Consider the following 12,973-nt stretch of genomic DNA (forward strand, 5'->3'; position numbering starts at 1 on the left):
CCGGATCGGACTGCGCTCCGCTCCTACCAGGCTGCTGCGACAGCCCAGCGAGAAGGTCTTTCACCTCCTTCGATTCCTGGCGCCTCACGGCGCACAAGCGCCTCGCGGCGCACTCCGCTCTTGCCGCATTCAGCGCGTTCGCGTCTTCGTCGTCAGTGTTGTAGCCACACCAGCAGGGCGTCGGTCACTTCCGAAGGCCGCTCCTCCATGACGTAGTGATCGGCTCCCGCAATCCGGGTGAGGGTGGCGTCCGGAAGTTGGTGTGCGAGATCCTCGGCGATCGTGAACGGACACGCGGTGTCTCGATCACCCCAGATGATCGCGCTCGGGCAGCGGATCGCGGACAGCTCGGTGGATTGCCGCCGAACGCTGTATCCGGCGAAATAGTCCGCGTACCGTTCGCGTCCTGAACGGGTGTCGAGCCATCCGACATAGTCTTCGAGCCGGGCGGTATCGAAAGCGCCTTGCCGCACATAGCGTTTCATGGCATGCCGATGCACCGTACCGAGCGGCGCGGACGGCAGGGCACGCCGCAGAATCGGATGTCGCGCCTGCACACCCAGCAGGGCGAACAGCAGATAGTACGGCAAGGGAAACGTTCGGTGGGCTCGCGAATTCAGAATCGCCAAACGCCGCACACGATCTGGGTGAGCGGCCGCGAATCCCACCGCGAGATAACCGCCGTAGTCGTGCCCGGCCAGGTCGACCCGGTCCACACCGAAGGAGTCCAGCAGCGCGGCCACGAGCGCGACCTCGGATTCGTAGTCGCACCTCGAGCCGGGGGACGCTCGGACGCGCCCCAATCGAACCAGTCCGGAGCAACCTGGGGCTACATCGAAACACGCCAGGGTTCGGTAGTCCCGACCGCGGCAGGTGTCGTCAAACCGGATGCGGACCGTCGCACACAGCTATCATTATTGAAAATGATTTGCAACAAAGGGGATGCTATGGCCATCGACGCCACGCGGTTGGGTGAAGTCCAGGAGACGCTGCTCATTACGCTCTACGGGCGAGCCGTCGAAACCGGAAAGCCGCGCCCGATCCTGCGGGATCCCAAGGCGGTGGAGATGGTCGGGGCCATCGACTACGACTTCGGCAGGTTCGACGGTGGCCGCAGTCTGTTCGGAACGGTGTTGCGCACCAGCATCATCGATGTGTGGGTGCGCGAGTTCCTGCAGCGGCATCCCGACGGCACGGTCATCGAGATCGGCGCGGGACTCAACACCCGGTTCGAACGCGTCGACAACGGCCACGTGCATTGGGTGGACCTGGACCTGCCCGATGCCATGGCCGTGCGGTCGCAGTTCTTCGTCGAGTCCGATCGGCGGCGCCTGCTTGCGGCCTCGGTCCTCGACGACAGCTGGGTCGCGGTGGTGAAAACCCTTCCGGGGCCGCACTTCTTCATCTCCGAGGGCGTGCTGGTCTACCTCGAAGAGCCGCAGGTGCGGCGAGCTCTGACCCTGATCGCCGAGAATTTCCCCGGTGCCGACCTGGCCATGGACACCACCGGCCGCTGGATCATCGAGCACCAGGACCGCCATGACTCGTTGAAGCAGGTATCGGCACGAATGCGGTGGGCATGTGACGATCCCGCGGAGGTGGAACGCTGGGGGATCGGGCTGCGCCTGCTGGAATCCGGTGACCTGTCGCGGATCCCGGCCGGTTTGCGTGCGCGGGTCCCGGTGGCGCGCCGGATCGCGCTGCGGGTGACGAGCCTGGTGTTGCGGCAACGGTTCGGGCGTTACCGGCTCAACCACTACCGCGTATGAGGCCGCTCTGAGCGTCGTGCTGATCCTCCTGGTCCGGAGGCGGGCCGTCAGTCGCACTTGTGAATCGCTGCGTGTTGGGTGACATCCGGAGCGGCGGCGTACGGCGAACGTGGTGAGCGGCGGTATGTGTTCGCGGCAACCCCGATCCGTCTGGCGTGGGTGTGGAGGTGCGCAGGTCGAACTCGGCCGATGGGGTGCGGCTTCGGCAGCGCTGACACGAGCGACGAACCACGCTACGCTAATTGAAAACGATTTTCAGTCTGTGGTGGTGAGGGTTCGATGGTCGGCAGAGTTCGGGTAGCTGCGCAGGTCAGGCTCGGTCGATGGTGTGGGGCGTGGCCGGTCGGCTTCGGTGGCCGTGTCCGCGCCGCGGTGGGTGGTGGGGTGTCGTGATCGGGTCGTGGGCCGGGGAGAAGCCGCCGACGTTCTGGGGTCTGGCTGCGCCGGTGCTGGGCCGGGTGCGGTGGGCGGGGGTGTTGGCTGCGCTGGGGGCGGTGGCGGGTGTGCTGCCGGTGGCGGTGGCGGTGGCGATGGAGCTGGCGCGAGTGGTCGTTCCGGCTGCGGGTGGCGGCGTGGTGGAAGGGCCGCGGGTGTGGTGGCTGGTGGCGGCGTTGATCGGTTCGGTTGCGGTGGCGCAGACGTTGACGATGGCGGGGTACGGGGTCAGTCACGTCGCTGATGCCGAGTTCGCGCAGGGTCTGCGGCAGCGGCAGATCACGCATCTGCTGCGGCTGCCGTTGGATTGGTTTTCCCGGACGGCGTCGGGGCGGGTGAAGAAGGTCGTTCAGGATGATGTGGCGAAGGTCCATCAGTTGATCGCGCATGTCGTCCCGGACGTCACCAACGGGATCGTGCGGCCGGTGGCGAGTGTGGTGTTGCTGTTTGTGGTGGACTGGCGGCTGGGGCTGATCGCGCTGATCCCGCTGATGCTGGCGGTGGCGAGTTTTCCGCTGTTCATGACCGACATTTCGGCGCAGTTCGACCGCTACAACGCCGCGCTCGCCGAGCTGGGTGCGGCGGTGGTGGAGTTCGTGCGGGGGATCGCCCCGGTCAAGGTGTTCGAGGTGTCCGGTCGCGGGCATCGCAGGTTCCTCGACAGTGCCGCTGGTCACTACCGCTTCTATCGGGACTGGATGGAAGCGACGGTGCACGGTTCGGCGCTGCTGCTGGTGTTCACCTCGCCCGGGTTCGCGGTCACCGTCTCCGGGGTCGGGGCCACGCTGCTGATCGCCTACGGCGGATTGGAGCCTGCGGGAATCTTGCCGGCGGTGCTGTTGTCGGCCAATATCGCCGGTCCGTTGTTCATGCTGATGCAGATGCGGCAGTTCCTGCGCGAAGCCAACGGTGCCGCCGGTGAACTGGAGGCATTCTTCGCCATGCCGGCTGCCGCGGACCCGGACGATACGGTCGCGGCGACGGGCAGTGAGATCGCCGTCGTCGGTGTCGTGTTCTCCTATACCGACCGCACGCGGGCGCCGGACGGGGTGAGCATGCAGCTGGCGCCGGGAACGGTCGTCGCGCTGGTGGGGGCGTCGGGGTCGGGCAAGTCCACCCTGGCCGCGCTCGTGCCGCGGCTGCTCGACCCGGACGCCGGGGTGGTGCGGTTGGGTGGCGCGGATCTGCGGCGGCTGGCGCCGAAGCAGCTGTACGCCGCGGTCGGGTTCGTGTTCCAGCAGCCGTACCTGCTGCGGATGTCGGTGCGCGACAACATCGCTCTCGGGCGACCGGACGCTACCGACGCCCAGGTCGTCGCGGCGGCGACAGCCGCACAGATCCACGATCGTATCGCGCGGTTACCGCAGGGGTATGCCACGATCGTCGGCGACGATGCCCGCCTGTCGGGAGGCGAGCGGCAGCGGCTCTCGATTGCCCGCGCTCTGCTGATGGACACCCCCGTCCTGGTGCTGGACGAGGCGACGGCCTTTGCCGACCCCGACTCCGAGGCCGACATCCAGCGCGCCCTGGCCGAGTTGACCCGTGGCCGGCCACTGCTGGTGATCGCGCACCGGCTCCACACCGTCACCGGCACCGACCAGATTCTGGTACTCGACCACGGCCGCGTCGTCGAACACGGCAGTCACGCGACGCTGATCGCTGCCGACGGCCTGTACGCGCGGATGTGGCACACCTACCAGCAGGCCCGCGACTTCGCCCCGCGGTCGCGTATCGGGAACACGGAGGAGCCGGCATGATCCGAGCCCTGTGGCGGATCGGCGACACCCGGTGCCGCCGGATGCTGCGCGCCTACCTGGCCGTCACGATCGGGTCGGTGACCTGTGTCGCCGCGGCTTTGCTCACCCTCGTACCGTTCGTTGGTGCGGGCATTGTTCTCCACCGATCCGGCGTCGGCGGTTGCGGCGGCCGCGGTGCTCGCCGGGTTCGGGCTGGCGGCCGGATGCCTGGACGTGGCCGCGACGCTGATCGGGCAGCGAGCCGGAGCCCGCTACATCCTGCGGATGCACGAGCTGATCGGGCTGCGGGCGGCGCGGCTGCCGCTGGGCTGGTTCGACACCGAGCGGACCGGACCGATCAGCCACATGGTCACCCGGGGTGTGGTGTTCGCCGCCAACGCCCCGGACACCATCTGGCGCCCGATGCTGCACGGGCTGCTCGCACCGGCCGTCGCCGCTGCCGCGGCGGTCGTGATCGACTGGCGGCTCGGGCTGTGCCTGCTGTCCGGGGTGGGGCTGGTCGCCGTCGTCTACCGGTGGACCCGGGCACGACGCGACCGGTGGGAGCGCGCGGTCGACCGGCACAACGAGGAAGGCGCGGCGCGGGTGCTCGAGTTTGCCGCCGCCCAACCCGCCGTCCGCGCCGCCGGCCCCGATTCACTGGCCGAGCGCAGCGTCCGCGATGCGCTACGAGCCCAGCGCGCTGCGACCCGGGCGGTCGAAGCCACCCGGCTGCGAGGCATGACGCTGTACAACACAGCGACCTACGTGGGCATGCTGCTGGCCGTCACCGTCAGCGTCGCCCTGGTGACCGGCGGCGGGATCGACGGGCCGACCTTCGTGGGGTTCCTCGCGCTCGCGATCGTCCTGGGCTGGCTCGCGCTGCACGCGCTGCCCTTCGACCAGGGTGTCGACCTCGCCACCCGGGCGCTGCAGGAGCTGGACACGTTGCTCACCGCGCCGGTGCTGCCGGAACCCGACCATCCCGCCCGGCCCGCCGATACCTCGATCGAGTTCGACAACGTCGCCTTCTCCTACGCCCCCGGCACACCGATCCTGCACGGAGCGAGCTTCCGCGTGGCCCCGGGCTCGATGACCGCCGTCGTCGGCCCGTCCGGGTCGGGCAAGACCACGCTGGCCCGGCTGATCGCCCGGTTCTACGACGTCGACACCGGCAACATCCGCATCGGCGGCCGCGACCTGCGCGACCTCGGCACCCGGCGAGTACTGGCACAGGTATCGATGGTGTTCCAGGACGTGTACCTGTTCGAGGACACACTGCGGGAGAACATCCGGCTCGGCCGCCCCGACGCCACCGACGCCGACGTGGACCAGGCCGCGCAGCGCGCGGGCGTGACCGACATGCTCGCCCGGCTCCCCGACGGGATGGACACCATCGTCGGAGAAAGCGGCGGCACACTGTCCGGGGGTGAACGCCAACGGGTCTCGATCGCCCGCGCCCTGCTCAAGAACGCACCGATCGTGTTGCTCGACGAGGCCACCGCGGGCCTGGACATCGACAGCGAAGCCCTCGTGCAACGCGGACTGGCCGAACTTGCCGGCGACAGCACCCTCATCGTGATCGCCCACCGGCTGCAAACCATCCGCCACGCCGACCAGATCGTCGTCCTCGACGGCCACGGCGGCATCGAAGCCGTCGGCGACCACACCACACTCCTCGACCACAGCCCGACCTACGCCGCCTTCTGCGCCGACCGCAGCCACAGCCACGGATGGTCCCTCGATGCCCAGTAACCCTCCCGCACCGACCACACCCGATCCCACCCGATGCGACCCGATCGGCGGCACCGCCGACGGCCCCGGACCGGCGTTGGCGGCCCGCCTGGTGGCCCATCGAGAACTCGGCTACCGCATCGTCTCCCCGGCCGTCCCTACCCGCGGGCACCGGGCAGCATGACACCGGCACGCACCGAACCGAACACCGCGATGCAACCGTATTCGGAATATTCGGGATCGGCGGAGTACCTGCACCTACTCAGCATTCCGGCATGGGAGCAGATGGCCGGGCGGCTGACCGCCGCGCTGTCGGGCGCAGACCCCGCGACGGGGACCGTGGTCGAATTCGGGGCCGGCACTGGATTGGGCACCCACATCCTCCTCGACACACTGGCCCCGGCACCCGTGCTGGCGGCCGAACCGTCGGCGCAGCTGCGCGCGGTTTTCCTGGCGCGCATGGCCGCCCGCCACGACCGCGATCGGATCCCGGTCTTTCCCGGCGGCGCCGTCGAACTGCCGTTGCCGGACCGCATCGCCGCGGTGACTGGCATGCACATGATCGGGCACCTCGCGCCCACGCAACGGCACGCACTGTTCGCGGCGTTGAAGCCCCGGCTGACGCCGGGCGCACCCGTGGTGTTCAACGTCCAACCACCCGACACCGCGGTAGAAGTACCGGAATGGCCGCCGTTCGGCACCACCGTGGGCCGGCTGCGCTACGAAGGCACCGGCGTGCCGTACCGGCCGCACCCGACCGGGTGCGCTGGACCATGACCTACCGGACCCTGGACGGCGATACCGAAATCGCCGGCGCGAGCGCCGAATACGACTGGTGGACCGTGTCGGCGGACCAGCTGGCAAGCGAACTCCACCGCGCCGGCGCCGCCACGGTGCGCATCGATGACGACCTCGTCATCGCTCACGCCACCGACGAGCACGCTTCACGCACGAACTGGCCATCCGCCGCCTGCTGTTCATCCAGGCTGTCCGGGATCATTTGCGCTGCAAGGGCTATCAGGAGACGCCGGTGCCGGACGCGCGAACCGGAAAGCGCCGACGGTGCAGCCGGGAACCTACGGCTGAGTATGTGCTGTGTGTTTCAGGAAGTCGAGTACTTCCTTGTGCAGGTGACCGTTGGTGAATACCGCGGCACCCGACCCGATGCGGCGCTTGCCTTGCAAGTCGCTGAATCGGCCTCCCGCTTCTTCGACGATCGGGACAGCGGCCGCGATGTCCCAGGGACCAGCGGCCAGATGAAGGAAGACGTCAGTTCGCCCAGCAGCCACGAGCACGGCGCCCTGGCAGGTATCAGCCCAGCCGGTCAGCGGGCCGCCACCGGCGCATCGGGCGAGAAACGCAGCACCCATGGCAAGACGTTGAGAAGGCATCCCGGACCTGACGGGCCAAATCGCGGCAGTGGCACCGCTGAGCGTCCGGATTGTCGTTACCGCGAGCCGTTCCCGGGGGCCGAGGTGCCCGGCTACACAGGCACTGGTCCACGCACCTGCATCTCGCGTCGCCCACCAACGGCGCCGCAGGGCTGGCGCGGTGATGATCCCGGTTACTACCTCGCCGTTCTCTTCAACGGTGATCAACGTGCTCCATTGCAGCTTTCCAGCAGCGAAGTTGGCTGTGCCGTCGATAGGATCGACCACCCATCGGCGAGCGCTGTCACCCTGTTGGCCGAACTCCTCACCGACAACGCAGTCGTGCGGACGGAGGTCGACGAGCCGACGGCGGATGGCTTGCTCCACTGCGCGGTCCGCGGCCGTGACAGGGCTGCCGTCGGCCTTGGTCTGAGCGGACACGTCCCCTGACGAAAAATACCGCATGGAGATGCGATCGGCCGCCTCGGCGAGCTGATGGACAAGTGTCAGGTCGTCGCACGCCACCATAAGGATGAAATCCTAGACAGCAATACCCTGCCCGCGACCTGCACCCGCACCGACACAGCGCCGAGCCCGCGGCGTGTCCTGCAGTCACTGCCCGCTCGGCATCAACACCATGCGAGCGGGGGAGTATCGGTCAGGCGATACGCCGCCCCTGCTCGCACAGGACAATCCCGCCCTCTCGCACGGCATTCAGCGCGGCAGTGAAACGATCGATGAGTAGCGGTTTCATCTTGCCTGCAAGCTCCGGGAGGGTGTAGAAGCCCGCCGAACGAATCTCGTTGGTATTCAGTGTCATCCGGGCAAGATCGCCTTCCGCGAGCACGCCGCCGTCGAAGACGAAGATCACCCCCTCGGGCCGCGAGTCCTGGGGACGGACATAATCCACCACCAGAAGCCTGCCGAGCCTGTAGTTCCACCCCAGTTCCTCGAGCAGTTCGCGCTCGGCTGCCGCCCAGGGCGCCTCATCCGCCTCGACCGAACCGCCGGGTGTGCTTGTAGGACGGCTCGACCACGAGCACCCGGTCCGAGCTGTCCCGAAACAGCACCCCGGCGGCCATGCGTTTGCGCGGCAGCCTGGCCACGTACTGCTCGACAGGCAGTGTCCCGGTCACGGCGGGACCGTCGTGCGACGTCGTCACCTGCGACACCCTAACCGCTACATCCACCGTCGTTCGGGTTTCTGGTGACCTGGCCGGTTGCCCACTGCCGCATTCGCGGCTCGACTTCGTCGAAGAACAACGACTTGGAGCGGGTTATCTTGGGTGCTCCCAACGATCTTCGGTACGTGAGTTAAGTAGCCTGCATCATCACATGCCTCACACCTATCTGGGGGTTTCGAGTGACGTCTGGTCTGGCTGGTCAACCGCGGGTGTTTCGTGCCGAGCGCGCCATCTCACCGATGGATGGTGGGGTGCGCTGGGTCGTCGTGGACTGTCTTCTACGACTTTCACGTGGAAGCGACCGCCTATTTGGCGTCGCTGCGGGCACGGGACTGCTCGCCGAACACTGAACGGGCCTACGCCGGACGCATCGCACTGTATTTGTCGTACTGCGTGCGAACGGGTATGGACTGGGCAGCGCCGACGGTGTGGCAGTTGGGGGCGTTCTTGCGCTGGCTGGTGGAGCAGCCGCTGCCGCCGCGCGGCCGGCGGCCACCGGCGGAACCCAGGTTCCGATCGAAGGGCACCGCGAACCACATCGTGACGACAGTGTGTGAGCTGTTGCGGTTTGGCTGTCTGCACGGCTGGGTGAGGCCGGAAGTCGTTGCCCCGCTGAGCCAGAAGAAGTTCTTGGCGTTCCTGCCGGATGGCTTCGACCCGGGAGAGAACAACCAGTTCCGCACCGTCCGAACCAAATTGGTGAAATTCCGAGTCGCGGTTCCCGGCTACGAGTGGCTCGATCAGGATCAGATCACCATCCTGATCCAGATGGCGACCCGGGCGCGGGATCGGTTCCTGGTGAGGCTGCTAGCTGACACCGCAATGCGCATCGGCGAAGCATTAGGGCTGCGCCGCGAGGATATGCATCTGCTAGCCAGCTCGCGTGAGTTCGGCTGCATGTTCGAGGGGCCGCACGTCCATGTCCGGCGGCGCCGCAACGCTAACGGCGCCTGGGCGAAAGCCCGCAAGCCTCGGCCGATTCCGGTGACCACCGGAGTGATCGACAGCTACATCGATTACCAGCTCGAGCGCGACTTGGTGCCCGAAGCCATCGACTGCGACCTGGTGTTCGTCAACCTGTTCCATGCACCGCTGGGGGAGGGGATGAAGTACGACACCGCCAAGGAGATGTTCGACCGACTCGCCCAGCGAGCTGGATTCACTGCCCGACCACACATGCTGCGGCATTCGGCGGCCACTGAGCTGCTGCGACAAGGCACTGATCGAAGCGTGGTCCAGGAGTTGCTCGGACACGTCTCCCAGCGATCCATGGATGTCTACACGCACGTCGCCGACAAGGACAAACGCGCCGCGGTCGACGCCGTCGCTGCGGCCCGGACGATGAAAGGCAGGAAGTGAATACATCCGCGGTGAAGACGCTGGCGCCGGCCAGGACTGTGGGAGAAGATCCGCAGATCGACCTGCCCGCATGGGCGGACTGGCTGCAGAAGGCCCTCGATCCCGACTGGCGATCCGGTGGGTGGGATCCGGAGCGGCTGTTGTTCACGGGGGACCCCGACAACCCATGGACGGCGGTGACGTGATGCCCGACCAGGGCATGCGGGCGGATCGTTCACGTCAACTCCTTCTGCACCGAGTGCTCACGAGCGTTCACCCGAAGCGAGATCAGTCGCGAGAACTTCATCGCGACCTTCAACACAAATCCGGACCGGCGGACGAAAATCCGCACAGCGGATTGCCTGGTCGTGGCTGGCGATGTGCGCTGCGCTCGGCACGCGAAGTGCCGCGGCCTGTGCGCCAACCACTACGGCAGCTGGGCCCAACGCCAGGACAGACAGCTGCAGTGCTCGTTCGAGGAGTGGCTTGCCGATGCCAAACCTTACGGCCCCGCAACGGCTTGCGTGGTCCGCGGCTGCGAGCAGGACGCCCCACTCACCGCCATGTTGTGTGTCATGCATCGACGTCATTGGCGTTGCCATGCACTGGCCGCCGACAAGCCGATCAACGATGCCGCATGCATCCGGGTCTGGGCAGAAACGATTGCGCTGCCGCCTCTTTCGGTCGAGCACTTCTCCCTGAACGCCACACACCCTCTGGTCAGGTTGGAAGTGCTCTACGTGCTGCAAGAGCGTGATCGACACGATCACAAAATCTTCCCGGGCCTGGTCCGCCGGTTCCTGCGGCTCGTCACGGACACCGAGCATCTGGCCACGAACCCAACGGCTTGGACCCATCTTCTGGACCGCGCTGCAGGCAGCATGGGGTTGGACGTGCTTGTTCGTGAAGCCCACCGGATCCTCGGCGACGCCGTCGATCGGTTCCGCGGCATCGAACCCACGGACAAACTCGTCTGGGATCTGACTGCGGTCGGAATTTACTCTGTTCGCTCCGCGAACGGTCGTCGACGCCGCGGCGGCTCGCTCGACTTCGGTCAGATCACGCAGCCGTGGCTGCGGGATTTGGTGATGGCGTGGGCGCGGGACACCAAGCCGGTCAGTGAGTACTTGCGGAGCCGCTTCCTGGCATGCGTGATCGCGTCGCAAGCTCTGGCGCTGCGGCCGGGCGGCGGCATGGATCTTGCCGGGCTGGGGTTCGCAGATGTGAACGCCGTGATCGACGGTATCCGGCAGATGCGGAATGTCAGGAATGGGGAGCTGGCGGCGGCCAAGCGGCGCCGAGATATCGTCGGCGCGTTCTTCATGCTGCTCGATTACGGCCTGGCCGCGGGTCTGCTTCAGGGCATGCCAGCCAGCTGCGCCCGCCACCGGTCGCATCGCATCTGCGTCGAGGACGCCAGCGAGGACGACCTCGGCAAGGCCATACCTGAATCGGTGATCAGCCAGCTCGACGATCACCTGGACCTTCTCGGCGCGGAGATTCCCTACGGCGACTACGCGCGAGAAGACATCCGCGCACTGTTCCAGACTGTTTACATCGTTCACCGCGATACCGGGCGGCGGCCCCGCGAGACCTGCGAGCTCGGGCTCGACTGCCTGGAATACATCGACGGCGAATACACGCTGCTCTGGGACAACCGTAAAGGAAAGCGCCTACGGCGACGATTGCCGATCCCCATCTCGACCGCCGAGGCAAACCTCGAATGGCGGGAGCACCGAGCACGACTGGCCCTTCCGCCTCGCAGCGCGAACTACCTGTTCCCCGCGGCCGACGAAACCTTCGGTGAGGGCACCCACTTGCCGACCCACAAGTTCTCTGAGGCCATCCGCCTTTGGGCCGACTCGATCCCCGAACTGCCCTCCGAGCAGACCGGCCCGGACGACCGACCGGTGCCGTTCGATCGCACTGCGGTATTTCCTTACGCGTTCCGGTTCTCCTACGCCCAGCGTCACGCGGACGCCGGGGTCCGCGTCGAGGTGCTCAAAGACCTCATGGACCACAAATCGATCGATACGACCATGGGCTATTTCAAGGTCTCTCTGAATCGAAAACGTCAGGCAATCAACACAATACGAGCGCACGTGATCGACCGCAACGGGCGCCTCGCGCCTATCGGATCGGCCACCGCCTACCAAGCCAAGTCGGTGGCCGTCCCGTTCGGCAACTGCCACGAGCCCAGCAACGTCAAGGCAGGCGGCAAGGCCTGCCCGATCCGGTTCCAATGCGCCGGGTGCGGGTTCTATCGGCCCGACCCGTCCTACCTCCCAGCGGTCGAGGACCATGTCCGCGCCCTCAAGACAGACCGTGAGATCGCGCAGGCGATGGACGCCGACGAGTTCGTCGTCCGCAACCTCACCGACCAGATTGCCGCCTTCCAGCGGATCGTCGAAGTCGTCCGCGAACATATGGACCAGCTCCCGACCGACGAGCGCCACGCCGTCGAGGAGGCTTCCGCGGTGCTACGCAGAGTCCGGGCCGCCGACGGCATCCCTTCACCGACAGAACGTCGACTTTCCCTGCCGCTGACCGTCATCGAGCCCGGGCAAAGCAGATGACTGGACCTCGCCACCCCCGCCCAGGTCCTCCGGGACGCCAGGGAGCGAACCAGCCGCGAGAAGCGCGCCAACGTCCTGGCCGTGATCGACGAGATGACCACCCGCAACGAACCGATCACGTTCACCGGCGTCGCCCGAGCCGCCAGCGTCTCGAACTGGCTGGTCTATGCCCCGGGCGTTCGCGAACACATCGAGCGGGCCCGCCAACGGCAACAGACCCAACCCCGCCTGGACCGGGAAACCGCGCGCACCGCCAACACCGCTGGATTGAAGACCGACCTCGCGATCGCACGGACCGAGGTTGCCCGCCTGCGGACCGAACGCGATCAACTCAAAGCCACCGTCCAACGTCAACTCGGCCAACAACTCGACCAATACGCGGCCACAGACCTGATCACGCGGGTCGATGAGCTCACCGACCAGAACAAGATTCTCATAAACGAGTTAGCCGCCAGCAGACGAGCCAATGCCGATCTCGAGAAACAGCTCGCCGACGTCCAGGACGACCTCGCCGCCGCCCGCACCAGCCTTCGGCGCATGATCCGTGAGGAGAGTCATCGGTTGCCCGATGCGCAATGATCTTGCCGATCAACCACTTCCGGGACTCAATGCTCGGCCTTGCGTCAGATCCTGTGGCCTACTTCGGAGTTCGGGCCACCGACCGTGGCGCGGCGGGCCGTCAATGAGAGCCGCTGACGGTCAACACGACAGGTCGGCGCCAGGGTCTACCCCAGTTGTACTGCGTATTTCTCACGCATTCCGTTCCCGGCCTGTCGGGCGTGCTTGACACTGCACACCGGCTACCGCCCGTGTCGTCGCCGACATCTGGAT

General features: G+C 66.8%; 12 protein-coding genes and 1 pseudogene. 9 read left to right on the plus strand and 4 right to left on the minus strand.

The window, feature by feature from the left end; genetic code table 11:
* Positions 1–152 precede the first annotated feature (152 nt).
* Complete coding sequence (locus ACIBG0_RS39380) at positions 153–908, minus strand: alpha/beta fold hydrolase (RefSeq protein WP_397040350.1); 756 nt, start codon at positions 906–908, stop codon at positions 153–155.
* A gap of 39 nt (positions 909–947) precedes the next feature.
* On the opposite strand from ACIBG0_RS39380, the gene ACIBG0_RS39385 reads away from it, so the two are divergent.
* The 5 genes from ACIBG0_RS39385 (at position 948) to ACIBG0_RS39405 (ending at position 6,451) form a co-directional block, all read left to right on the plus strand.
* Entirely contained in the window at positions 948–1,769 is an 822-nt protein-coding gene (locus tag ACIBG0_RS39385) for a class I SAM-dependent methyltransferase (RefSeq protein WP_397040275.1), read from the plus strand.
* A gap of 389 nt (positions 1,770–2,158) precedes the next feature.
* Positions 2,159–3,961, plus strand: coding sequence for an ABC transporter ATP-binding protein (locus tag ACIBG0_RS39390; protein WP_397040277.1), 1,803 nt, complete (start codon positions 2,159–2,161; stop codon positions 3,959–3,961).
* Positions 3,962–4,084: 123 nt separating this feature from the next.
* Positions 4,085–5,695 carry an ABC transporter ATP-binding protein gene (locus ACIBG0_RS39395; RefSeq protein ID WP_397040280.1) on the plus strand — a complete coding sequence of 537 codons (1,611 nt, stop codon included), beginning with the start codon at positions 4,085–4,087 and terminating at the stop codon, positions 5,693–5,695.
* The gene (locus ACIBG0_RS39400; protein ID WP_397040281.1) at positions 5,685–5,858 is read left to right on the plus strand and encodes a hypothetical protein; all 174 of its coding nucleotides are present in this window, start codon (positions 5,685–5,687) and stop codon (positions 5,856–5,858) included. Before ACIBG0_RS39395 ends, ACIBG0_RS39400 begins: the two co-directional genes overlap by 11 nt.
* Positions 5,855–6,451 (plus strand): class I SAM-dependent methyltransferase, encoded by a 597-nt coding sequence (locus tag ACIBG0_RS39405; RefSeq protein ID WP_397040283.1) that lies wholly within the window; start codon positions 5,855–5,857, stop codon positions 6,449–6,451. The genes ACIBG0_RS39400 and ACIBG0_RS39405 overlap by 4 nt, the downstream gene beginning before the upstream one ends.
* Before the next feature lie 299 nt (positions 6,452–6,750).
* Here ACIBG0_RS39405 and ACIBG0_RS39410 read toward each other — a convergent pair whose 3' ends face one another.
* The 3 genes and pseudogenes from ACIBG0_RS39410 to ACIBG0_RS39420 all read right to left on the minus strand — a co-directional run bounded on the left by ACIBG0_RS39410 (position 6,751) and on the right by ACIBG0_RS39420 (position 8,207).
* Positions 6,751–7,572 (minus strand): inositol monophosphatase family protein, encoded by an 822-nt coding sequence (locus ACIBG0_RS39410; RefSeq protein ID WP_397040285.1) that lies wholly within the window; start codon positions 7,570–7,572, stop codon positions 6,751–6,753.
* 130 nt (positions 7,573–7,702) lie between these two features.
* Positions 7,703–8,020, minus strand: a pseudogene (locus ACIBG0_RS39415) (NUDIX domain-containing protein); the annotation flags it as partial.
* A gap of 10 nt (positions 8,021–8,030) precedes the next feature.
* Complete coding sequence (locus ACIBG0_RS39420; protein ID WP_397040287.1) at positions 8,031–8,207, minus strand: hypothetical protein; 177 nt, start codon at positions 8,205–8,207, stop codon at positions 8,031–8,033.
* 312 nt (positions 8,208–8,519) lie between these two features.
* Between ACIBG0_RS39420 and ACIBG0_RS39425 the strand changes: the two genes are divergently transcribed.
* From ACIBG0_RS39425 to ACIBG0_RS39440, 4 genes are all read left to right on the plus strand, one after another.
* On the plus strand, positions 8,520–9,587 hold the full coding sequence (locus ACIBG0_RS39425) for a tyrosine-type recombinase/integrase (RefSeq protein WP_397040289.1): 1,068 nt from the start codon (positions 8,520–8,522) through the stop codon (positions 9,585–9,587).
* The gene (locus ACIBG0_RS39430) at positions 9,584–9,772 is read left to right on the plus strand and encodes a hypothetical protein (RefSeq protein WP_397040290.1); all 189 of its coding nucleotides are present in this window, start codon (positions 9,584–9,586) and stop codon (positions 9,770–9,772) included. Before ACIBG0_RS39425 ends, ACIBG0_RS39430 begins: the two co-directional genes overlap by 4 nt.
* Before the next feature lie 162 nt (positions 9,773–9,934).
* Positions 9,935–12,142, plus strand: coding sequence for a hypothetical protein (locus tag ACIBG0_RS39435; RefSeq protein ID WP_397040291.1), 2,208 nt, complete (start codon positions 9,935–9,937; stop codon positions 12,140–12,142).
* Entirely contained in the window at positions 12,143–12,721 is a 579-nt protein-coding gene (locus ACIBG0_RS39440; protein ID WP_397040352.1) for a DUF6262 family protein, read from the plus strand.
* Positions 12,722–12,973: the final 252 nt, after the last annotated feature.

The sequence above is a fragment of the Nocardia sp. NPDC050630 genome, assembly GCF_044457245.1.
In the GTDB taxonomy this organism is placed as follows: Bacteria; Actinomycetota; Actinomycetes; order Mycobacteriales; family Mycobacteriaceae; genus Nocardia.